The organism is Clostridium sp. HBUAS56017, from assembly GCF_007115085.1.
In the GTDB taxonomy this organism is placed as follows: Bacteria; Bacillota; Clostridia; order Clostridiales; family Clostridiaceae; genus Clostridium; species Clostridium cibarium.
In genome coordinates, this window is sequence record NZ_SULK01000003.1 from 34,974 (window position 1) to 56,813 (window position 21,840).

General features: G+C 28.6%; 24 protein-coding genes. 20 read left to right on the top strand and 4 right to left on the bottom strand.

Annotation, left to right across the window (positions count from 1 at the left end; genetic code table 11):
- Positions 1 to 27 precede the first annotated feature (27 nt).
- Positions 28 to 573: a nitroreductase family protein gene (locus FAY47_RS04055; protein ID WP_143315145.1), complete on the top strand. Its 546-nt coding sequence runs from the start codon at positions 28 to 30 to the stop codon at positions 571 to 573.
- A gap of 94 nt (positions 574 to 667) precedes the next feature.
- Here the strand turns inward: FAY47_RS04055 and FAY47_RS04060 are convergent, their stop codons facing one another.
- Positions 668 to 1,711: a TIM barrel protein gene (locus FAY47_RS04060; protein WP_243129540.1), complete on the bottom strand. Its 1,044-nt coding sequence runs from the start codon at positions 1,709 to 1,711 to the stop codon at positions 668 to 670.
- Between the two features lie 113 nt (positions 1,712 to 1,824).
- Between FAY47_RS04060 and FAY47_RS04065 the strand changes: the two genes are divergently transcribed.
- The 11 genes from FAY47_RS04065 to FAY47_RS04110 all read left to right on the top strand — a co-directional run bounded on the left by FAY47_RS04065 (position 1,825) and on the right by FAY47_RS04110 (position 11,985).
- Complete coding sequence (locus FAY47_RS04065) at positions 1,825 to 2,388, top strand: TetR/AcrR family transcriptional regulator (protein ID WP_143315146.1); 564 nt, start codon at positions 1,825 to 1,827, stop codon at positions 2,386 to 2,388.
- Between the two features lie 32 nt (positions 2,389 to 2,420).
- Positions 2,421 to 3,911 carry an HTH domain-containing protein gene (locus tag FAY47_RS04070; protein ID WP_143315147.1) on the top strand — a complete coding sequence of 497 codons (1,491 nt, stop codon included), beginning with the start codon at positions 2,421 to 2,423 and terminating at the stop codon, positions 3,909 to 3,911.
- Between the two features lie 116 nt (positions 3,912 to 4,027).
- Entirely contained in the window at positions 4,028 to 5,044 is a 1,017-nt protein-coding gene (locus FAY47_RS04075; protein WP_143315148.1) for an oxidoreductase, read from the top strand.
- 27 nt (positions 5,045 to 5,071) lie between these two features.
- Positions 5,072 to 5,314: a hypothetical protein gene (locus FAY47_RS20800; protein ID WP_243129541.1), complete on the top strand. Its 243-nt coding sequence runs from the start codon at positions 5,072 to 5,074 to the stop codon at positions 5,312 to 5,314.
- Positions 5,315 to 5,587, top strand: a complete 273-nt coding sequence (locus FAY47_RS20805) for a ribose-5-phosphate isomerase A (protein ID WP_279232034.1) — start codon at positions 5,315 to 5,317, stop codon at positions 5,585 to 5,587.
- Between the two features lie 36 nt (positions 5,588 to 5,623).
- Positions 5,624 to 6,610: a Gfo/Idh/MocA family oxidoreductase gene (locus tag FAY47_RS04085; protein WP_143315149.1), complete on the top strand. Its 987-nt coding sequence runs from the start codon at positions 5,624 to 5,626 to the stop codon at positions 6,608 to 6,610.
- A 97-nt stretch (positions 6,611 to 6,707) separates the two neighbouring features.
- Positions 6,708 to 7,640: a phosphotransferase gene (locus tag FAY47_RS04090; protein WP_143315150.1), complete on the top strand. Its 933-nt coding sequence runs from the start codon at positions 6,708 to 6,710 to the stop codon at positions 7,638 to 7,640.
- A 75-nt stretch (positions 7,641 to 7,715) separates the two neighbouring features.
- Positions 7,716 to 8,258 (top strand): hypothetical protein, encoded by a 543-nt coding sequence (locus tag FAY47_RS04095; protein ID WP_143315151.1) that lies wholly within the window; start codon positions 7,716 to 7,718, stop codon positions 8,256 to 8,258.
- 550 nt (positions 8,259 to 8,808) lie between these two features.
- Positions 8,809 to 9,318 (top strand): potassium channel family protein, encoded by a 510-nt coding sequence (locus FAY47_RS20205; RefSeq protein ID WP_207706218.1) that lies wholly within the window; start codon positions 8,809 to 8,811, stop codon positions 9,316 to 9,318.
- A 106-nt stretch (positions 9,319 to 9,424) separates the two neighbouring features.
- Complete coding sequence (locus tag FAY47_RS04105; RefSeq protein ID WP_143315153.1) at positions 9,425 to 9,826, top strand: hypothetical protein; 402 nt, start codon at positions 9,425 to 9,427, stop codon at positions 9,824 to 9,826.
- Between the two features lie 143 nt (positions 9,827 to 9,969).
- Positions 9,970 to 11,985: a penicillin-binding transpeptidase domain-containing protein gene (locus FAY47_RS04110; RefSeq protein ID WP_143315154.1), complete on the top strand. Its 2,016-nt coding sequence runs from the start codon at positions 9,970 to 9,972 to the stop codon at positions 11,983 to 11,985.
- A gap of 72 nt (positions 11,986 to 12,057) precedes the next feature.
- Here FAY47_RS04110 and FAY47_RS04115 read toward each other — a convergent pair whose 3' ends face one another.
- Positions 12,058 to 12,930, bottom strand: a complete 873-nt coding sequence (locus tag FAY47_RS04115; protein WP_143315155.1) for a LysR family transcriptional regulator — start codon at positions 12,928 to 12,930, stop codon at positions 12,058 to 12,060.
- A 124-nt stretch (positions 12,931 to 13,054) separates the two neighbouring features.
- On the opposite strand from FAY47_RS04115, the gene FAY47_RS04120 reads away from it, so the two are divergent.
- The 3 genes from FAY47_RS04120 to FAY47_RS04130 all read left to right on the top strand — a co-directional run bounded on the left by FAY47_RS04120 (position 13,055) and on the right by FAY47_RS04130 (position 15,598).
- Complete coding sequence (locus tag FAY47_RS04120; RefSeq protein ID WP_143315156.1) at positions 13,055 to 14,053, top strand: YeiH family protein; 999 nt, start codon at positions 13,055 to 13,057, stop codon at positions 14,051 to 14,053.
- A gap of 156 nt (positions 14,054 to 14,209) precedes the next feature.
- A complete protein-coding gene (locus FAY47_RS04125) occupies positions 14,210 to 15,046 on the top strand; it encodes an MBL fold metallo-hydrolase (RefSeq protein ID WP_143315157.1) in 837 nt (278 codons plus the stop codon).
- Positions 15,047 to 15,151: 105 nt separating this feature from the next.
- Positions 15,152 to 15,598 (top strand): DUF134 domain-containing protein, encoded by a 447-nt coding sequence (locus FAY47_RS04130; RefSeq protein ID WP_143315158.1) that lies wholly within the window; start codon positions 15,152 to 15,154, stop codon positions 15,596 to 15,598.
- A 72-nt stretch (positions 15,599 to 15,670) separates the two neighbouring features.
- On the opposite strand, the gene FAY47_RS04135 is transcribed toward FAY47_RS04130, so the two are convergent.
- Together FAY47_RS04135 and FAY47_RS04140 are read right to left on the bottom strand one after the other, a co-directional pair.
- Positions 15,671 to 16,036: a NifB/NifX family molybdenum-iron cluster-binding protein gene (locus FAY47_RS04135; protein ID WP_143315159.1), complete on the bottom strand. Its 366-nt coding sequence runs from the start codon at positions 16,034 to 16,036 to the stop codon at positions 15,671 to 15,673.
- 118 nt (positions 16,037 to 16,154) lie between these two features.
- Positions 16,155 to 16,625, bottom strand: coding sequence for a hypothetical protein (locus tag FAY47_RS04140; RefSeq protein ID WP_143315160.1), 471 nt, complete (start codon positions 16,623 to 16,625; stop codon positions 16,155 to 16,157).
- A gap of 177 nt (positions 16,626 to 16,802) precedes the next feature.
- On the opposite strand from FAY47_RS04140, the gene FAY47_RS04145 reads away from it, so the two are divergent.
- From FAY47_RS04145 to FAY47_RS04165, 5 genes are read left to right on the top strand one after another with little or no spacing between them, the layout of a single operon-like run.
- Positions 16,803 to 17,495 carry a response regulator transcription factor gene (locus FAY47_RS04145; RefSeq protein WP_143315161.1) on the top strand — a complete coding sequence of 231 codons (693 nt, stop codon included), beginning with the start codon at positions 16,803 to 16,805 and terminating at the stop codon, positions 17,493 to 17,495.
- Positions 17,488 to 19,266 (top strand): ATP-binding protein, encoded by a 1,779-nt coding sequence (locus FAY47_RS04150; protein WP_143315162.1) that lies wholly within the window; start codon positions 17,488 to 17,490, stop codon positions 19,264 to 19,266. Before FAY47_RS04145 ends, FAY47_RS04150 begins: the two co-directional genes overlap by 8 nt.
- 14 nt (positions 19,267 to 19,280) lie before the next feature.
- Positions 19,281 to 19,682 carry an SHOCT domain-containing protein gene (locus FAY47_RS04155; RefSeq protein ID WP_143315163.1) on the top strand — a complete coding sequence of 134 codons (402 nt, stop codon included), beginning with the start codon at positions 19,281 to 19,283 and terminating at the stop codon, positions 19,680 to 19,682.
- A gap of 47 nt (positions 19,683 to 19,729) precedes the next feature.
- On the top strand, positions 19,730 to 21,040 hold the full coding sequence (locus FAY47_RS04160) for a peptidoglycan-binding protein (RefSeq protein WP_143315164.1): 1,311 nt from the start codon (positions 19,730 to 19,732) through the stop codon (positions 21,038 to 21,040).
- A gap of 52 nt (positions 21,041 to 21,092) precedes the next feature.
- The gene (locus FAY47_RS04165; protein WP_243129543.1) at positions 21,093 to 21,827 is read left to right on the top strand and encodes a DUF2812 domain-containing protein; all 735 of its coding nucleotides are present in this window, start codon (positions 21,093 to 21,095) and stop codon (positions 21,825 to 21,827) included.
- Positions 21,828 to 21,840: the final 13 nt, after the last annotated feature.

Below are 21,840 nucleotides of genomic sequence, written 5' to 3' on the forward strand. Positions count from 1 at the left end.
AAATAACTTTGTGTTTGGAGGACAGTAATGGATTTTTTTGAATTGATATATAAAAGAGAAAGTGTTAGAGGATATATAGATAAACCAGTTGAAAGAGAAAAGATTGAAAAGATAATTGAGGCAGGCAGAATGTCGCCTTCTGCATGTAACGCACAACCTTGGAAGTTTGTTGTAGTAGATGATAAAGAAATTGTTTCTAAGCTAGCTAAAAAATTATATGATCCTTTAGTAAGTGGGATAAATAAATTTGCTCTCTCTTCACCGGCTTTTATTGTGGTAGTAGGGGAGAAGAGAAACCTAACATCTAAAATGGGAGAAGTTATTAAAAAGCAGGATTTTACTTCTTTAGATATAGGAATAGCCTGTGAAAATATTTGTTTAGCTGCAGCTTCCTTAGATTTAGGAACCTGTATGATGGGTTGGTTTAAGGAAAAATCCATAAAGGAACTTTTAAATATTCCATCAAGCAAAAAAGTTCATTTAGTAATATCTCTAGGTTACTATGAAAATAAGGAACCAAGAAAAAAGATTAGAAAAGATGTAACTGAAATAATGAGTTACAATAAGTATTAAAATTATTTGGGCCTTTTTCGCTAACATTAAATTTTGTTAGTTAAAAAGGCCTTTTTAACATTTAAATGGAGGGTGGAGCATTTACAAAATAACGTTATTTGTCACCAAACTTCTTCTGCATGTATTCTCCACTAACCTGTAGACTCTTAATTGGATCTTTATCTACCCAATTCTTATGAGTTTCTAATATAACACCCTTTACTCCATTTTTTATAGCTATTTCTGAGAGCGTATCTAGATCCATATTTCCATTTCCTAATTCTGTAGCATTTTCTTCAAGTATTGGCGTCATATATGGACCTGATTTAGTGCAACCACGATCATTAATATGCCATAGTTTTATCCTATTACCTAGCTTTTCCATTAAGGCTGTAACATTAGCACCACCATCTGTCATCCAAAAGCTGTCAAACTCGAAGTTCACATATTCAGGATCTGTTTCTTCAATTATAACATCGTAAGCTGTTTTTCCATTGGCTTCCTTTTGTAATTCGCAATTATGATTATGATACAAAAGATGTATTCCTTCATCCGAAAGAGCCTTTCCTGCCTGATTGAGACCTTGGGCAAGTTTGTCCACTTCCTCTAAACTACTATAATCAAATTTGTACATACCAGTAATAACTACAGTATCTGTTCCAAAACTTTTAGCTTCATCTGTTATAGCTTTAGGATCTTTCTCAATGCTTGCCAAATCACTGTGGAGACTTGTAACCTTTAGTCCACTTTCTTCTATGAGCTTTGGCCAATCAAGCTCGCCACCGTTGCCAATAGACATTCCTGAGAACTTTGTCATTAGTTTTACCAGAATAGAAGACTTGTGGATCATAAAATCATTTAATTCGATTCCTTCATAACCTGCGTTTTTAATATCAAGTAATGTCTGTAAAGCATTATCATAACTATTACACATTGTTCCTATCATAATCTGTTGAACTCCAGTCACAATATGTTTAGAATCCTTCTCATCACTATTTCTTACAACATCGTTTTCTTTTATGTTTTGCTCCGTTTTGTGTGAGTTCACGATTTTATTAATTCTCATATTTTCTTTGATTTCATAACCAGAAATAAGTATTATCACGAGCATAATGCATGCAATGATTATTTTTAATATTTTTTTTGATTTTTTCTTCATTTTCCAATCTCCTTTTCATTGACTTATTTCATAAGTACTCTATAATAATATCAACACCTGTTGATTTTGCAACCGACAGATGATTTAAAAGTGTCGAATTCAATGGAGGAGTTATGTCAGAAAAAAATAATACCAATCAGAGGGTCATGTTAACAAAACGCTTGATCCGTGAGGCTTTATTAGAAATGTTAAAGATACATAATATAAAAAAAATATCAATACGAGAATTATGTCAAATTGCAGGAATTAATCGTACTACCTTCTATAATCACTATGGAAGTCAATATGATGTATTAAATGAAATTGCTGAAATGTACATAGAAAATACTTCATTTGCCGTTATAAATGATATTAGAGAAGGCAAAAATTTCTTTGAATGTCTGACCCGGGTTCTACAATATATAAAAGACAATCTTGAATTTGCAAAACTTGTGCTAGATCAAGGTAATTATGACCTAATCACCCACATCAAAATCTCACTTCCACAGTTTGATGGGATGGTCATTAAACATCTACCAGAGGATCTTGATTTGGATGAAAAGAACGCAATCGCTTCCTTTGTACAGTATGGAACAGTAAGACTTCTTAAAGAATGGATTTTCTCAGATTGTTTGAAACCACCAGAAGAAGAAGCAAAATTAATTTTATATATTGCCGGAAGAACAATTGGCAATTGAAAGCTAACGATATAAGGTAGGTGACCATAAATTTGAATCGAAGACGTCGAGATATTTTAAATTTAATTTTTAATACAGAAGAATACATTACTGGTAATGAACTGGCAAGGCTTTGCAATGTAACAATTAGGACAATAAGAAAAGATATCAAAGAAATCAACAATTTATTAAAAGAATACGATACAGAAATAGATTCTAGTATAAAAAAAGGTTACTTCCTAACTAAAAGAAATAAAGAGATTTTGAAGAAAAATGATCTTATAAGAAAAGTTTTAGATTATGAGTATATAATAGAAGCACCAAGTTTGCCCATAGATAGGCAAATGTACATACTGCTAAAATTAACTACTAAAAAATATATTTATGTAGAAGAATTGGCAGAAAGTTTATATGTATCTACAGCTACTGTAAATAATGATATTGCTTTTATGAATAAGTGGTTAAAGAAAGAGTTGAAATTGGGAATAAGTTATTCTTTAAATGAAGGAATTACACTTAGGGCAGATGAAAAGGAAAAAAGAAATATTATCAGTTGGGTTTTAGCAAAACGGATTAATATAAGTACTGTTTCGAAATATTGGAGTTATTTATTTGAAGGGAAAGATGTTATTACATTAGCTAGAGATATTTATCATGTGGTAAGTGCTGAAACTAAAAAGCATAATTATTATTTATCAGGCCATAGCGCCCAACTTTTATGTTATGAAATATTAGTTGCAGTTAATCGTCAGAAATTAGGATTTAATTTAAATGATTCAGATGATATAAACGGTGAACTTATGCCTGTAATTATTGCTATACGAGAAAAAGTAGAAAAGATATTAGAGGAAAGATTATCAGAAACAGAATGGCTCAATTTACAGCAGTATTTTAAATCAAAGCAATTCCTTCATGGAACAGATATTAAAAATATTCAAACAGAAGAAGTTGTTTATATAGTAGATGAGTTTTTAAACATTTTATATAAAAACTTTAAAATAGATTTAAGGGTTAATCCAGATAATAAATATAAGTTAATTTTATATGTAGCTCCAATGATAAATCGTTTGAAATATAGACATTGTATATCAAATACCATAGATAAAAAAGTTGTTAAAACCTATAAAACAGAATTTAAAATGGCCACTGAAATTATACATATTATTAAGAAGAAACTAAATTTGAATATAGGACTTATTGATTTAGCTTATATAACTATTCACTTAGTAACCATGTGTGGGATAGGTAGATATAAATTAAATACTATAATTGTTTGTGATTATGATGAGTCTATATTAAGTTTTATTAATGATAAAATTAAAAATTATTTTGGAGAAAAAATAGAGGTATGCAGGTTTTATGATTATCAAGAATTTATGTATGAAAATGAGGAGAATCTTAAAAAGGTAGATTTTATAATAACCACCTCAACAATAGCGGATATTACTAATATTCCTTTTATTAGAATAAGTCCTAAAGTGGAGCAAAATGACATGGATATGATAGCTGAATATCTTGATGGTTATAAAAGCGAATCATCATAAAGTATTTCACCCTTTGAGGTGAAATATTTTAGTTTGTGGAAAAAATTTAGAATGATTATAATAAAACCAAAGCTTAGAGATAAGTACACACAGAATTATATTTTTAGGAGGTAGCTATGCTTACAATAGGTTATATTGGAAATGGTAAAAGTACTAATAGATATCATCTTCCATTTGTGGTGCAAAGAAAAAATATAAAGGTAAAGACTATTTATCAAAGGAATCCTAAAAATGAAAATTGGGATAGAATCGATAGAGTAAATTATACTTCTAACTTAGATGAGCTATTAAATGACGAAGAAATACAATTGATAGTGATTTGTACACTTCATAATAGTCATTATGAATATGCAAAAATGGTGTTAGAACACAATAAACATTGTCTAGTTGAAAAGCCATTTATGGAAGATTCTGAGCAGGCAAAAGAAATCTTTGCTTTGGCAAAAGAAAAAGGATTAATAGTTCAACCTTACCAAAATAGACGCTTTGATAGTGATTTTTTAACAGTTCAAAAAGTTATCAAAGAGGGAAAATTAGGTGAATTACTAGAATTAGAAATGCATTTTGATTATTATAGACCAGAAGTACCTGAAGCTAGTACTAGTTTTGATCCTCACTCATCATATTTATATGGTCACGGGTGTCATACCTTGGATCAAGTAATTAGTTATTTTGGCAAACCAGATAATATCCATTATGATGTAAGGCAATTATTAGGCACAGGCAAAATGAATGATTACTTCGATTTGGATTTATATTATGGAAAATTAAAGGTATCAGTAAAATCCAGTTATTTTAGAATCAAGGAAAGACCAAGCTTTGTTGTATATGGTAAAAAAGGATGTTTTCTAAAGAAGACAAAGGACCGCCAAGAAGAGCATTTAAAATTATTCTATATGCCTCAAAACAAGGATTTTGGTATTGATACATTTGATCATTATGGGGTACTTACATATATGGATGAAGAAGGCGACATACACGAAGAAAAGGTGAAGTCTGTCTCTGGTGATTATGGCCGTGTATATGATGATTTATACGAAACAATTATAAATGGTAAAAGTAAAACTATTACTGATGAACAAGTATTATTGCAAATGGAAATATTAGAAGCTGGAATAAAAGATTTAAAATAAGTAGCTAATATGGAGGCTTAAGATAAGGTGAATGAAGAGGATTTAAGAAAATTATGTGCTGAAAAAGCTATGGAATATATAAAAAATAATACTGTAATTGGTTTAGGAGCAGGAAGAACTATAGCTTCTTTAATTGAGCTTATAAGTAAAGAAATACAGGATGGTTTGAAAATTAAAGTTGTAACTCCATCTGATAGTACAAAAAATCTTTGTTTTAACTATGGAATAGAAGTAATTCCAGCATATTTTATTGATGAAGTTCATTTATAAATAGTTAAAGATTCATTAGCTTATGTAAGCAAAATGGTTAAAGCCTTAGGAGGTAACTCTGTAGTTAGAACTTGTAATAATAAAGATGGATATTTAATTACTGATGATGGCAATTTTTTGTTAGATATAAAGTTTGAAAATGTAAGGAATTTTAAAAAATTAAATGATGATCTAAATAATATTACAGGGGTAATTGAAACTTCTATATTCACCAAAGAGGTTACAAAGATAATAGTAGCAGGCAAAAATGGAACAAGAGTTATTTCAAAGTGAAGTTAAATTTTTTTTATATGCAATGGAGGTATTAACATGAAACTAGGCATTATTGGATCTGGAATGATCGTTCAGGAGTTCCTAACTATTACTTCCTATTTAAAGGATTTAGAGTTAGCAGCTATCTATGGAAGAAAAAGTGCTGAAGAGAAAATGAATGAATTGAAGAATAAATATAAAATTATGGATATTTATTATGATTATGACGAACTGCTTAATAGTGATGTAGATACTGTTTATATTGCATTACCTAATAATCTGCATTTTGAGTTTGCTAAAAAGGCATTAGTGGCAAATAAAAATGTTATTATTGAAAAACCTATAACATCAAATTATAAAGAAGCATCAATATTAAAGGATTTAGCTAAACAAAGAAACTTATTTATATTTGAGGCAATCACTAATCAATATCTCCCTAATTATAAAAAGATTAAGGAACTGCTTCCAGCCTTGGGAAATATAAAAATTGTTCAATGTAATTATTCTCAGTATTCTAGTAGATATAATAGTTTTAAGGAAGGTAATGTACTGCCTGCATTTGATCCTAATTTTTCTGGTGGAGCATTAATGGATTTGAATATTTACAACATTCATTATATAGTTGGTTTATTTGGAAAACCTAAAAATGTTGAATATTATCCTAATATAGAAAGAGGAATAGATACATCAGGAGTATTAATATTAGATTATGAAACATTTAAATGTGTTTGTATTGGAGCAAAAGATTGTAAGGCTCCTATTGCAAATAATATTCAAGGGGATAAAGGATGCATATATCAAGATACTCCAACTAATGTTTGTAAAGGATTTGAGTTATTAATGAATGATGGAACTAGCTCTTTAATTAATGAAAACAATTATGATCATCGTATGGTTAATGAGTTCATTGAATTTATAGAGATGATTAAAAATAATGATTTGGAAAAGTGTTATAAAATGTTAGAACACAGCTTAATAGTAAGTGAAGCTCAAACAATTGCAAGGAATAAAAGTGGAATTGTATTTCCTGAAGATAATAATTAAAAATAATGTAGATAATATTGATTTTATATATTGCTGGAAGAACAATTGGTAATTCAGGAATGTAGGTACTGGATTTAACATTTAAGTGGAGGATAGGATGGATAATGTATGGGAACGCTCGATACCTTTTTATAATTTGAGCATTAAAGAAATAACAGCTATATTCACAGAATATGATAAGAATTTTGAAATATTAAATTATACTCCAATATATGTTGGATGTAGAAATAGTAATTATAAGATACATACAAATAAGGGATATTTTTTGTTAAGAGTATGCCCATTAAAGGATATTAGTTATAAAAAGGAAAGATTTATTAGCGAGTTATTTTACGGCTATATAAATGTTCCTAAATTGCTTTTTGTATCTGAAAATAACATTACACAAAGAATATGTTTAATATATGAATATGTGAATGGTAATTCTATGCAAGAAATGCTTATACAAAAAGGCAAGCTTGAAGATAGAATTATAGTTGAAGTTGCTGAAAGTGCTTCATATATACATAACTGTAATATTTTAAATAAAGATGAATTTCATGATGATTATCCACCTTTTCTAACATGGTATGACTTGTTCCTTGAAAAAGAAATTGTTACTGAACGTATTGGACAAGATATTAAAGAAAGAGTTAAGACACTTATAGAAGATAAAAAAAGAGATTTATATGAAATTGATAAGTATATAAGTTTCATTCACTCAGATTTTCGTCCTGCAAATATGATAATTGATAAAAATAATGGTATTTGGATTGTTGATTGGGAATTTTCGGGTTTTGGCCATAGCTTAGGAGATATAGGACAGTTTTTTCGATATGAGAATAGTTTTAATCAAAGGCAAATTGAAATGTTTGAAAAAGCATATAATAGCTCTTCTAATAGAGTCTTGCCATCTAATTGGTATGGGTTAAGCAAGCTTCGAGATTTAGTAAACCCACTACAAATGCTTGGTGCAAAAGAAAATCTTCCACAAAAATATATTGATTTAAAAAATATTGTTTTAAATATATTAGTGTTCTTTGGCTATTAACTATATAATCCATTAATTTACTTATATATACTCCCATGTTATTATTTAGTTATATTTTCCAAAAGGGAGGTTTATATGAGAAAGAAGATTATTTTAATTTTTAGTTTATCATTATTAATATTATTGGCATTAATTATAGGAATTACCCACAATTGGTCACCTGAACAATCCTTTAGTAGGACTAATTCAAAAAGTATAGATAATTTAAAGAATTTGGAAACCTTAAAAAAAATAAATTTAAATAAAGATAAGGTTATGTTTGTCAATAAAACTCCATACAATCAATTAAATTTAGTAATAACAAGAAACAAATTTCTTAAGGGATGGAGTGTAGAGGATTTTTTATTGGGAGCAAATATCGATCAATTAGATAATTATATATTTATACAATCAAATTCAAATAAATATAATTTTACATCCAGCTGGAGCAGATTAACAAGTTCAAAAGACCCAGATAAAAAAGGAATTCTTTATGGCTTTTTTACTGGTACGAATAATAATTATAAAGAAATTTATGTAGATGATATTAAATGTAATATTGAAAAGATAGATGATAATTTATTTTTATATTACTGTTTTAGTGGACCACCAAAATTTAATTATAAAGTTGTAGAATAAATAAGAACAATTTGAGATAAATGCTAGACACCATAATACATCTAAAACAAGTAAATCTTCAAGGTATTAAACTTGGAGATTCTTTTATTTGTTAAGAGATATAAGATACTAATTTTTAGTGATATAGTCTTTTTTTTAGAAGTTATTAATATAACATTTAATACATATTATTATAGTTGTAAAGAATTATATACTTAGAGGTGAGGATATAATAACATTGATAACAGTTTTAGCTATTATTATATTAATTTTAGGAAGCGGAAGAAGCATAGGTAACTGTATTAACTCCATTTTCCTAGCTATTAAAAAGATAAATAAGAACTATCTAGATTTATTTTTAGAAAAGGATCTCTTTATGAGAATAAGTCAATGTATTATAATTTGTCTTTCAGAGTTCTTTAGCTTTGTATCAGTTTATATTATTCTTATTAAATATGTAAACCTACAGCTAAATTTGTATATTAAACTTATACTTATAATTAATTGCTGTTTGCTTGTGCATTACCTTTTTGGATTTATCTTAATAATAAGCAATAATTTAAATAATTTTATGGCAAGCTCAAAAGATAACAGTATGAAAGGGGATTTTTTACTAAGCTATTTTATAACCAGTACCTTTTTAGCAGCAACTTTAGCATATCCTTCGCAAGTAAGTAAATATGTAATTAGTGGATTTATTGGAGTCTTCATATGTTATATTTTAAATTTAAAAATACTTTTAAATATTATGAGAAATCCAGGAAAGGTAAAGATTTCTCCATATGATGAAAAAAGTTTTATTAAGGTATCATTAATAGTTGGTATAGTTGTTATAATGATTGTGTTAAACTTATTCCTTGGGGTATGTTTGGCTAGCTCCTTACAAAATGGATTTTCAAATAATCCTAGTTATTTTGATCTTTTTTACTATACCGTAGTTACCTTTACTACTATAGGCTTTGGAGATATTATCCCTTTATCTATTCTAGCAAAACTTATTGCAATAGTTATTTCTGCAACAAGTATAATATGTATAACTATTTTCCTAGGAAGTATTTATTCGTATAGAGATAGAGATTAAAATAAAAAGTTTAAATATTTTCGTATGCATTAAAAAACTATATTTATGATATAATAAGCTAATAGTCATAAAAAGACAAAATAATATAAGTAAAGTAGGTTAATAAATGAGACATTTACAATTAGAGAAACAAGTGAAAAAGATGGATAAAGAAATAGAAGCATTAAAGATTTCAAAAAAGTATTTATCAAATCATGCTGAAATCGATGAGGTAAGAGAATTTTTAAATAGAGAAAGGCAAGCCCTTGCTGATGAACTTTATTTTGAAGATGGAAAAAGTTATATAGAAGCAAGAAATCTTGTTTCAACATTTTTAGGTGAAAGTTTAGGTAAAGACGAACAAAAAAAGTTACTAGAAGATATTAAAGATATTTATGGAAGACAATTACCTAATGCATCAAAAGAAAGCAGTGGACTAAGTGCTTGGTTAAATAAAATAGAAGTAAACTTTAAGTGGATTCAAAATGATGATACTGAATGGTCAACTTTAATAATTGAAACATTATAAGGATCTACAAAATTCTAAGAGATAAATCTTAGAATTTTTTTTTCTTAATAATTTAACACTATGAATTTCATATAAATACATAGTATAATGGAAATGTAATGCAATTTTAATTATAAATTACAAGATGAAAAGTAGGTGAATTAATGAAAAAAGGATTATTAGCAGCTATAATAGGCAGCGGTATAGTAGTTGTATCATTAATTGGTGGAGGAATTTATTATGTAATTAATAATTCAAGTAAGCCAAGTGATGTACTAGAAAAGTATGTAAGTCTCTTAAATGACAAAGATTACGAAGGTATGTATAACTTAATTTCTAAGGATAGCAATATATCTCAAGAGGATTTTGTTTCTAGAAATAAAAACATATATAACGGGATAGATGCAAGTGATATAAAAGTTAAAGTAGGAGATATTAAGAAAAGTAGTAGTGAAGCTACTATAAATTACGATACCTCTATGAATACTATAGCTGGAGAACTTGATTTTTCAAACTCTATAGAACTGAAAAAGGATGACGGGAAGGATTATAAAATAGTTTGGGATTCAAAAGCTATTCTTCCAGAACTTCAAAATGATTATAAGGTAAATACTAATCCTACAAAAGGAAAAAGAGGTAGCATACTAGATAGAAATGGTAAAATCTTAGCTACTGACGGTAAAGTTTTTAACGTAGGTATTGTACCTGGAAAGCTAGCAAATAAAGCAGACGCTGTAAATAAAATAGCATCAATTCTTCAAATGACAGCAGATGATATAAATTCTAAGTTAAGTGCATCATATGTAAAGAGTGATACCTTTGTACCACTTAAGCTTATGTCAAAGGATGATCCTAGAAAAGCTTCATTATTACAAATTCCTGGGATTTTGCTTAATGATAAAGATTCAAGAATATATCCATTAGGAGCACAAGCTGCTCATTTAACTGGTTATGTACAAGCTATAAATGCTGATGAATTAGAGCAAAATAAAGATAAACATTATAATCAAAATTCCCTTATAGGAAAAGCAGGACTCGAAAAACTTTATGAAGACACCCTAAGAAGTAATGATGGAGAAGAAATTCTTATAGTTGATAGCAAGGGTAGTAAAGTAAGCAGCGTACTTTCTAAAGAAGTGGAAAACGGTAAAGACATAAAATTAACTATAGATAGTAGCCTTCAAAGTTCATTATATACAGATTTATCTCAAGACAAAGGTGCTTCAGTTGCTATGAATCCAAATACAGGAGAAGTATTAGCCCTTGTAAGTGCTCCTGGATACGATCCTAATGACTTCGTACTAGGTATGTCAAATGATAAATGGAATAGTTTAAATAACGATCCTAATAAACCTTTATATAATAGGTTTAAGAGTACGGTAGCTCCAGGATCAACATTTAAACCTATAACTGGCGCTATAGGACTTGATACAAAAACATTAGATCCAGAAGCAGATAAAAAAATCAGCGGTTTATCTTGGAAGAAGGATAATAGCTGGGGAAGTTATTCTGTTACAAGAGTATCTGAGTATGGAGGAGGTTCAAACCTTCAAAATGCTATGATTTATTCTGATAATATCTATTTTGCTCAAGCTGCATTAGATATAGGAAAAGATAAATTCGCAGAAAAACTTAAAAGCTTTGGTTTTGGTGAAGATATGCCTTTTGAATTTGGATTAACTAATTCACAATATGCAACAGATGGAAACATAAAAACTGATGTACAACTTGCAGATAGTGGATATGGTCAAGGAGAAATTCTTGTAAATCCTGTACATTTAGCTTCTATGTATTCTATGTTTGCAAATAGCGGAAGCATGGTTAAACCATATTTATTATATAAGGATAATCCAACAGGAGAGATGTGGAAATCAAATGTAGTCTCTAAGGAATCTACAACTACCATATTAAATGATATGATTCAGGTAGTTGCAAATCCTAATGGTACAGGCCATGAGGCACAAATACCAGGTGCTACTATAGCTGGTAAAACAGGAACAGCAGAAGTTAAGGCATCGCAAGATGATAAAACAGGAACTGAAATTGGTTGGTTTGCAGCTATGACTACTAACAAAACTAGCAACATGCTTGTAGTAGAAATGGTTGAAAACGCAAAGGATAAAGGTGGAAGTCACTATGTAGTTCCAAAGGTAAAGAACGCATTACTTACAGTGAAATAATTATAATGAAAATCTCCAACATTATATAAGATGTTGGAGATTTTATTATATGAGTAGTCCAAGGTATTTTCTTTAAAATTCTTCAACTAATTTTTGGTATACATTTTTAAAGGCGCTATTTTTTCTCCATATAAAATAAAAATCATGATTTTTCTGCAAATCCTTAATTTCTATTTTTTTTAAAGATCCATTTTCCAGCTCATCTTTAACTGCAGCTTCATATAGAGAAGTAATTCCATTATTATTTTTAACTAAATATTTTATTGCATTAATATTCCCTAGCTCAATAACTTTGGTAAAATCCTTTAAAGTAAGGTTTTGTTTTTCTAAGTTCTTTTCAAAAATATCTCGTGTACCTGACCCTTTTTCTCTTATAATCAATGTTTCTTGAAGTAAATCTTCTAATACACGTGGTTGCTTTTTAAATTGGTAGCCTTTTCCTGAAACGCAAATATACTTTTCACTTGAATATACAGCAAAATCATATTCATTTTTTGCAAAATATCCTTCTACTAGTGCAAAATCAATTTCGCCATGTTCTAACTTATAAAGAAGCTCTTTAGTATTTTCTACAATTATAGTAATATTCATATTATTATTCCTGTTTAAGTAATCACATAGTTTTGGTGGCAATATAAATTCTCCAATTGTGAGAGTTGCTCCAAATTTAAGGTTCTTTACACCTGATTTTTCTTGAATAATTTTTTCTTTTAAATATTGCTCATCATGCTTCATTGTGGCAACAGCATCATAAAATATTTTTCCTTGCTTAGTAAGGGTTATTTTTCTGCCTTCATATTCAAAGAATTTAGTATCATAACTCTTTTCTAAATATTTAATATGCTGCGATACCGCTGGCTGTGTAATACATAGAGCTTCCGCAGCTTTGGTAAAATTCATGTAATTACATACAGTTAAAAATGTATTTATTCTAAAATCCAACATACATATTCCTCCATCAATTAAGCATAACATATTTTTATGATTATATAAAAATAAATAATTTTTAGTTATGGTTCTCTTGTGATAATATACTCCTTGAAGAAAAGTTTAAGAAAAGAGGAATATTATGGAGTTTATTAAAAAGAATTATCAAGGTTTACTATTTTGTTTATTAATTGCTATAATTGCCGCGTTATTTGGAGAAAAATTTACAATTATAGGAGGTCCGGTATTTGGAATTTTATTAGGTTTGATAATAGCACTTTTCCCACGTAAAAATTCTTTTGAAAGTGGAATTAAATTTACGTCAAAAAAGATACTTCAATACGCAATTATTTTACTAGGATTTGGAATGAATTTTTTTCAAATATTTAAAGTAGGGAGCCAGTCATTATTAATTATAATTTCAACAATATCAACTTCGCTGATTGTTTCATATGTAGTAAGTAAATTAATGAAAATTCCTTCAAACATATCTATTTTAGTAGGGGTTGGCTCGTCTATATGCGGTGGATCAGCCATTGCTGCTACTGCTCCAGTTATTGATGCAAAGGATGAGGATATTGCTAAGTCAATTTCTGTAATCTTCTTATTTAATGTAATAGCTGCATTTTTGTTCCCAGTCTTGGGGGATTTATTAGGCTTCAATGATATAGGCTTTGGAATGTGGGCTGGAACTGCTATAAATGATACTTCTTCTGTAGTTGCTGCTGGACAAACATGGTCAAGCGCTCATGGAAGTGATATAGCACTACATTATGCTACAATTGTTAAGCTTACACGAACCCTTGCAATAATTCCAATCACATTAATACTTGCCTTATATCGTTCTAAAAAAAATTCCACTACTACAGTCAAATTATCAAAAATATTCCCATGGTTTATCTTATTTTTCTTGTTAGCTGCTATTATAAGTACGGTATTTAATATGAGTAGCAGCATTACAAAACCATTAACTGAAGCAGGTAAATTCTTTATTACAATGGCTATGGTAGCAATCGGACTAAATACTAATATTGTGAAATTAATTAAAACTGGTAGAAAACCAATTATTATGGGACTTTGTTGTTGGATAAGTATTGCATCTGTTAGTCTTTTTATACAACATACATTACATATATGGTAATATGTAAAGTAAAATAAAATTAGTAGAGATAGTGAAAATAACTATATAAGAGATATTATCTAAATTAAATCAAAAAAGTATAAGTCAATTTGTTATAATTATCATATGCTTATAATGAAATGTTTAAATTTATTATTATAACAAGGAGAGAATTATATGAGCATAAAAATAACGACTCTTATAGAGAACCGGCAAGATAATAATGATACTTTAGTTAATGAACATGGACTTGCTTTATTTATAGAATTTGAGGATAAAAAAATCTTATTTGATACAGGGCAAAGTGGAGATTTTATTAAAAATGCAGAAAAGCTAAATAAAGATATTAATAATTTAGATTACGTAATATTAAGTCATGGTCATTATGATCATAGTGGAGGCTTTAGAGAATTTACCAAATATTCAAAAAAAAATTTTAAACTCATAGTTGGAAATGGATTTTTTAATGAAAAATATAAGTTAATAGAAGAAGGCTATAAATTCAACGGGAATTCCTTTAGTGAGGAATTTATAGTTAAAAACAATATAGCTGTAAAATATGTTACTGAAGATATCTTTAAAATTACTGATGAGTTAATGGTATTTACTAATTTTGAGAGAAGCACTGAGTTTGAAACTCTTAATGAAAAGTTTTTTATAAAGAAAAATGAGGGGTATATTTTAGACGATTTTTCAGATGAAATTTCTTTAGGAGTTAAATACGAAAAGGGGTTAGTTGTTATACTTGGATGTTCTCATATTGGAATTGTAAATATACTTAAAACAATAATGAAAAGGACAGGAATGCCTATTTATTGCGTTGTTGGAGGAAGTCATTTAATAGAAGCAGATGAATTAAGATTAAATAAAACCATGGAATTTTTCAAAGAAAATAGCATATCTCTTCTAAGATTGTCACATTGTACAGGAGAAAATACCATATATAAACTTAAACATGAATTTAGAAAAGAGTTTATTTATAACAATACAGGTAACTCAATAGAAATAATCTAGAATAAAAAGAAATACTCAAACCTCCTGAAGATTTATTTTAAATGTAATAGTATAATAGATATTAATGGTAACTTTAAACATGTAGTGAATGCAAGGAGGATAAGGATGGCTAGACCAATAAAGTTTAGAAGAGTTGAATTTTTTCCAGAAGATAATTATTTTGTACCCTGGGGAAAGCCAAAATGTGAACTAGAAGAAATTATTCTAAAGGTTGAAGAACTTGAAGCTATGAGGCTTAAAGATATAGAGGAATTAAATCAAGAAGAATGTGCAGAAAAGATGCAAGTATCAAGACAAACCTTTCAAAACATAATCGATAGCGCAAGGAAAAAAGTTGCTATTGCATTAACAGAAGGGAAGGCAATTAATATAAATGGTGGAAATTACACTACAAATCATTGCAAGTTTAATTGTTTAGATTGCGGAGAAACTTACGAAATAAATTATGACCAAGACAGGACAATTTGTCCTAGTTGTGGTTCACAAAAAGTAATGTGTAGTAAGAAAAAGCAATTTTGCAAGAAGTGGTGTAAGACAAGTAATAATTTGTAATTATTTAAAAGAGGAGACTAAATAAAATGTCTCCTCTTTTTTTCATTAATTATACTTAAATATTATAAAAGTTTATTCATTATGACATCCGTGTTCATGAGCATGACAGAAATCATCAGAATCTTTAATAGAGCCTTCAAGCCATTTTAAGGCTACAGCCTTTACATCCCCAGAACAGCCCCTCAATACTTCTATTCCTGAATTATTAAGTACTCTTACAGCACCTTCACCCATATTGCCTGCAAGCATAACTTTGACACCCATGTTAGAAAGAGTTGATGCTATATTTGATTTGCAGCCACAACCTGATGGTGACTGAACTGTTTCAGAAGCTGTTATTTCCTTAGTTTCTGTGTTAACTGTAAAGACAGTGAAATATTCACAATGACCAAAATGATCATCGATATTATTATTACGTGATGGTAATGCAATTTTCATAAAGAACCTCCATTAATATATAATAAATTAGCATATGAATTTTAGTTATTGGCATATGCCTTTTATATATATAATATCTTTATTGAATTTATATGTCAATAATTACTAAGTATATAAATTATGAATTTGCTAAACATCTAGAATTAGATTTTGACATAGAACCTTTTTTACTACCCGGTATTCCTATGCAGTTTTGTGAATTACTTTCTATCTTTGCTTTCATTGAGTCACCTTCAGCTTTTGTTATATTTCCAGCAGAAACAGCTTCATCGATAGCATTGCTTTTTTCTTCAAGTAAAGCTTTCTTAAAATCAGCTTCTGACATTCCTTTTTCCTTTGCCATATCATATATTGTCTTTCCTGAATTAAAACCTGTTGAGATTTCATTATCTGTCATACCAAGTTTATCCTTTAATACTGATTCTCCATAATTGTAGCCTTTAACCCCTGTAACTTTAGAAAGTCCAACTCTTTGCTGAGTACAAGTAGTAGTATTATTTGTTGCTTCTGCATTTGCTGCATAAGCAGTCACACCTAACCCTATTGAAATGGCCATAGCTAATGTTACTATTAATTTTTTTGATTTCATTTTAATTTCCTCCTCAAATTAAATTTGTGTGTTTATTGTCTATGCCATAATATTAAATCATTTTACATATGCATAAGTGTCTTAATTGTGAAATAAAAGGACACAATTAGGACACAATTCTAATTAAAGGAAATGATATAATTTAGGCATATATGGAAGAGATACGAGGTGATAAAAATGAATAATAGTATTCTTATTGCTGATGACAATATGGAGATAATTAAAATTTTAAAACCATATATAGAAAAAGAAGGTTTTAACGTAATTTTTGCTTTAGATGGAGAAGAAGCATTATTAAAATTTAAGCACTATAATCCTGAACTAATTTTACTAGATATTATGATGCCATATATAGATGGAATAGAAGTTTGCAATAGAATTAGAAAAGAATCAAATACTCCTATAATAATGATAACTGCCAAAAGTGAAGAGGCAGATAAAATTTTAGGATTAAATTCTGGTGCTGACGACTATATTTCAAAACCATTTAGCCCTGGAGAAGTAGTGGCAAGGATAAAAGCGGTGCTAAGAAGAATTGCTCCAGTATCAAATAGCCAATTATCAGTAATTAAATATCCTTCACTTGAACTAGATATAAATAATTATTTAGTAAAAGTAGATGATGTAAATATGAATCTTACAAAGAAAGAAATTGAAGTTCTTTGGATGCTTGCAGGTTCTCCAAACAAGATAATCAAAAGAGATGAGCTCCTTGATAATATATGGGGAGTGGATTATTTTGGAGATCCTAGGACTGTAGATACCCATATAAAAAGAATAAGAGCAAAGCTTAATTTAAATAATCAATATGTTTGGGATATTAAGACTGTATGGGGAATAGGGTATAAATTTGAGGTGGAAGATGATTAAGAAAAATATTACCTTTAAACTAACTCTTGGCTTTTTATCAATAGTTATGGTATCAACGCTTTTTATAGGAATTATTGCATTAAATATATTTAAAAATAATATTTATGAAGTTAAAAAAAACAATATGAAAAAACACGCTATAGCAATAGCTAAAGCTATGGAGCCATACCTCGGAAATGATTTAAATAATGATGAATTTATAAAAGTTATGAATCTGATAAAAAATATTGACAATGCAAAGGTTTGGATACTAAAAGATGATAGTAGTCTATTAACTGCATCAGATAATAATGATATTAATTATATTAATGATTCTAAGATAAAGGAGTTATATAGAGACATTAATGTGCAGGTACTGGATGGAAAAGATGCATATGATGAAGGATATAACCCTTACTATAATGAAGAAATGATGATAGTAGCAGTTCCTATAAAAGATAGTAGTAGCCTAATAAAAGGTGTAATTCTTAATTCGCCAGTATCTGATTTATCAAATTCCATAGATAAATTTTTTAAAAGCTTAATTTTAACTGTCTTAGGTGAAATATTTATTGTAGGACTATTAGGATATTATTTTTCAAGAAATATTTCTAATCCCATAAAGAAAATAAATTCGTCAGCTTTAGAACTTGCAAGAGGACACTATGGAATCAAAACAAACATATATCAAAAGGATGAAATAGGGGAATTATCAAGCTCATTTGACTTATTATCTTTAAAGCTTAAGTATACAATAAGTGAACTTTTTGAGGAGAAAAACAAATTAAGTAACATTATAACCAGTATGAGTGATGGGCTTTTAGCTTTAGATAAAAATTCTAATATTATAAATGTAAACGAAGCTGCAAATAGTCTGCTCTTTAGCAAAAAAATGAAAGATGATGGGGAAATGATTAATTTATTATCACAATTAGGTGTAATTAATGAATTTAAATTTGCTATAGAAAATAATGAAAAAAAGTCACTAGTAAAAAAACATGAAAATAAAATATTAGACTTTTCTATATCTCTCATAAAGAATAGCTTAAATGAGATTATGGGAGGAGTAATACTTATCCAGGATATTAGTGAAAAAGAGAAGCTAGAGCAAATGAGAAAAGACTTTATCTCAAATGTTTCTCATGAATTTAGAACTCCTTTAACCATTATTAAAGGTAACTTAGAGTCTATTGTAGATGGTATGACAAAACCTACCGAGGTAGTAGATACTTGCACAGCATTAATAAAAGAGACAAATAGACTTGAAAGAATGGTTAAAGATCTGCTTAATTTAAGTAGGTTAGAATCAGGCAAAGTAGAAATTGACCATAATGAATTAGATGTAAATATGCTTATAAATGATACTGCAAGAAGTCTTAGGACTTTAATTTATAGTAAAGATATAGATTTGCAATTAAATTTAGAAAGTAATTTGCCAAAGTTATTAAGTGATTATGATAAATTAAAACAGCTGCTAATTATATTTTTAGATAATGCTATAAAGTTTTCTTATTCTAAAGGCATTTTAAAGGTAACAACATATTCAGATAACAAAAAAATATATATAAAGGTTGAAGATAATGGTGTTGGCATACCTAAAGAAGAAATCGAGTATTTAGGTGAAAAGTTTTTTAAAGCTGATAAGTCAAGAAATGCACAAATTGAGGGCACTGGGCTTGGACTTTCAATAGCAAAGAGATTAATAAAAGTCTTAAAGGGAAACTTTTATATAGAAAGTGATTTAGGAAAAGGAACAACAATAATTATTGCATTTTCAATTAGAGAAACTTAAATGGAGGTAGAGATATGAGGCATGGTTATCACATGGGGATGGGGTTTTATGGTCATTATGTTTTAATAATATTTTTAATAATTTTTAGTATATTAATATATTTGTTGCTAAGAAGAAAACCAACTCCAAACGAATTCACAGTAAGGTTAATAGATATACTTAAAGAAAAATATGCTTCTGGAATTATTACTGCAGATGAATTTATAGAAAGAAAATCTATTATAGAAGATATAAAATATTCAAATTCATATATTCCTATGCTTCTTGAAAGGTATGCAAATTGCAAAATAGGAACAAAAGAATTTTTGAATATAAAAAATTTGATTGAAGAGAACAAAATAGACAATGACACTACTGAACAATTAGTCAAAGGAAACTTATCCTACGATGAATTTAGAACAAGTAATAAATATTAAACGAAATAAATATAATAATTTGACTAAAAATTATAAAGAGGATATATATGGAGAATTCAAATAATACAAATTTACTGAACAAAACAGGTAGATTAAAGATTCAATGCTTTAGGGGCAGTGATTATATTCCAATTGATGGAGCTAAGATAACTGTCAAAGGCATAGAAGGAAGTGAAAGTTTAGGGACTATTGACCTAGTTACAGATGATGCTGGATTAACGCAGGAGATAGATTTATCAACTCCACCATTAGAGTATTCCTTGGATATATATAATGATAAGATGCCTTATAGTTTATATGATATAACTATTGAGAGAAATGGATTTAAGCCGCTAGTAATAAACGGGTGTCAGGTATTACCAACACGAGTTGCATATCAAATATGTAATTTGGAACCTAGTTCGGGAAGAGGAGATATGAGACAAGAAGTTATAAGTGTACAACCAAATACATTATACGGAAATTTCCCGCCTAAAATACCAGAACAAGTTGATAAACCATTACCACCTCCATCATCAGGAGTTGTATTAGCTCAACCAGTAGTTCCAGAGTATATTACTGTTCATCAAGGAGTTCCAGATGATACATCGGCACAAAACTATAAAGTACCATTTAAGGACTACATAAAAAATGTAGCTTCATGTGAAATATATTCAACTTGGACAGATTCAGCTCTAAAAGCAAATGTTTTTTGCATAGTATCTTTTACTTTAAATAGAATTTTTACTGAATGGTATAGAGGTAAAGGAAAAAAATTTGATATTACAAATTCTACAGCTTATGATCAGGCATTTAGTTATGGCAGAAACATATATGATAATATAAGTCAAATTGTAGACGAGATTTTTTCTACCTATATAAAAAGAAGCGGAAAGAAGCAACCACTTTTCTCACAATACTGTGATGGAAAGAGCGTTACTTGTCCAGAATGGTTAAGTCAATGGGGCAGTCAACAGTTAGGAGTTCAAGGTTTAGATCCTTATAGTATATTGACACACTACTATGGAAATAATATCGAATTAGTTACAGCACAAAAAGTTTCTGGAAGTCCAATGTCATATCCAGGTGAAGATTTAACTATTGGAATATCTAGCCCAGCAGTTAAAACAATTCAAGGGCAGTTAAATAGAATAGCAAAAGATTATCCAGCAATTCCAAAGCAAGCTGAAGATGGACAATATACTGAAAAAACTTCAGATGCGGTAAAGACATTTCAGAGAATATTTACATTGCCTCAAACAGGTGTAGTTGATTATGCTACATGGTATAAGATATCAGATATTTATGTTGGAGTAACAAAACTTGCAGAGCTTAAAACTACTGAATCAAGTAGGAATTTAAGAAAGTTTGAAATATAGATATTTTTTGCAAAACTAACTTTGACATATATATAAATAGGAAGGGTTACAATTGCGCCTGCATCATTATACACAACATAAAAAAACTTTTATCAGCAGATCTAGTGAAGGTTGGATACTTGAAGGCATAACAGGAGGGTTCTTCTACAAGTTAAAAAAAGATAAACCTAAAAGAATAGTCTATACCTTAGATTATCAAAGTGAAGCTAACGAAGAATATTTTACTTTATTTAAAGAAGCAGGATGGTCTCCTGTTTTATCCATGGAAAACCAAATGCATATCTTTTCAGCTAAAGCTGGTACTAAACCTATCTATACTGATTGTGAATCGGAAATAGATAAGTATTCAAATATAAGAAATATAACAAAAAAGGGATCAATTATATCTTCAATAATAGCTGTTCCATTAATATGTTTATTAATGGCCTCAATAAATTTTATAAGACCTATATTTTTTATTATGTTTGGACTTTTGTTTATTGATTTTGTTATATTTACTTTTAACTTTATGCCTTACTTAGCATACAATTCTAGGATTAAAGAAATAGAAAAGTATGGCAAGTATGATAGTAAAAAATTATATGCTAAAAACTTATGGAAATTCGATCTATTTACAGCAAGTCTATTTCTAGCTGTTGGAATATTATATTTAACTAAAAAAAATTATTTTTCCATATTGTTTATAATTGTATTTGTTTTTTTGCTATTAATTCTTATAAAAAATATAAAAAATCTTTATAGAAAATCCCCAACATCTTTTGGTGTTGGAGATTTTTTTATTTTATAAATAAAAGAATTAT

Coding starts and splice junctions, on each gene's coding strand:
- FAY47_RS04055 (WP_143315145.1), top strand. CDS start 28: ATGGATTTTTTTGAATTGATATATAAAAGAGAAAGTGTTAGAGGATAT.
- FAY47_RS04060 (WP_243129540.1), bottom strand. CDS start 1,711: ATGAAGAAAAAATCAAAAAAAATATTAAAAATAATCATTGCATGCATT.
- FAY47_RS04065 (WP_143315146.1), top strand. CDS start 1,825: ATGTCAGAAAAAAATAATACCAATCAGAGGGTCATGTTAACAAAACGC.
- FAY47_RS04075 (WP_143315148.1), top strand. CDS start 4,028: ATGCTTACAATAGGTTATATTGGAAATGGTAAAAGTACTAATAGATAT.
- FAY47_RS04085 (WP_143315149.1), top strand. CDS start 5,624: ATGAAACTAGGCATTATTGGATCTGGAATGATCGTTCAGGAGTTCCTA.
- FAY47_RS04090 (WP_143315150.1), top strand. CDS start 6,708: ATGGATAATGTATGGGAACGCTCGATACCTTTTTATAATTTGAGCATT.
- FAY47_RS04095 (WP_143315151.1), top strand. CDS start 7,716: ATGAGAAAGAAGATTATTTTAATTTTTAGTTTATCATTATTAATATTA.
- FAY47_RS20205 (WP_207706218.1), top strand. CDS start 8,809: ATGGCAAGCTCAAAAGATAACAGTATGAAAGGGGATTTTTTACTAAGC.
- FAY47_RS04105 (WP_143315153.1), top strand. CDS start 9,425: ATGAGACATTTACAATTAGAGAAACAAGTGAAAAAGATGGATAAAGAA.
- FAY47_RS04110 (WP_143315154.1), top strand. CDS start 9,970: ATGAAAAAAGGATTATTAGCAGCTATAATAGGCAGCGGTATAGTAGTT.
- FAY47_RS04115 (WP_143315155.1), bottom strand. CDS start 12,930: ATGTTGGATTTTAGAATAAATACATTTTTAACTGTATGTAATTACATG.
- FAY47_RS04120 (WP_143315156.1), top strand. CDS start 13,055: ATGGAGTTTATTAAAAAGAATTATCAAGGTTTACTATTTTGTTTATTA.
- FAY47_RS04125 (WP_143315157.1), top strand. CDS start 14,210: ATGAGCATAAAAATAACGACTCTTATAGAGAACCGGCAAGATAATAAT.
- FAY47_RS04130 (WP_143315158.1), top strand. CDS start 15,152: ATGGCTAGACCAATAAAGTTTAGAAGAGTTGAATTTTTTCCAGAAGAT.
- FAY47_RS04135 (WP_143315159.1), bottom strand. CDS start 16,036: ATGAAAATTGCATTACCATCACGTAATAATAATATCGATGATCATTTT.
- FAY47_RS04140 (WP_143315160.1), bottom strand. CDS start 16,625: ATGAAATCAAAAAAATTAATAGTAACATTAGCTATGGCCATTTCAATA.
- FAY47_RS04145 (WP_143315161.1), top strand. CDS start 16,803: ATGAATAATAGTATTCTTATTGCTGATGACAATATGGAGATAATTAAA.
- FAY47_RS04150 (WP_143315162.1), top strand. CDS start 17,488: ATGATTAAGAAAAATATTACCTTTAAACTAACTCTTGGCTTTTTATCA.
- FAY47_RS04155 (WP_143315163.1), top strand. CDS start 19,281: ATGAGGCATGGTTATCACATGGGGATGGGGTTTTATGGTCATTATGTT.
- FAY47_RS04160 (WP_143315164.1), top strand. CDS start 19,730: ATGGAGAATTCAAATAATACAAATTTACTGAACAAAACAGGTAGATTA.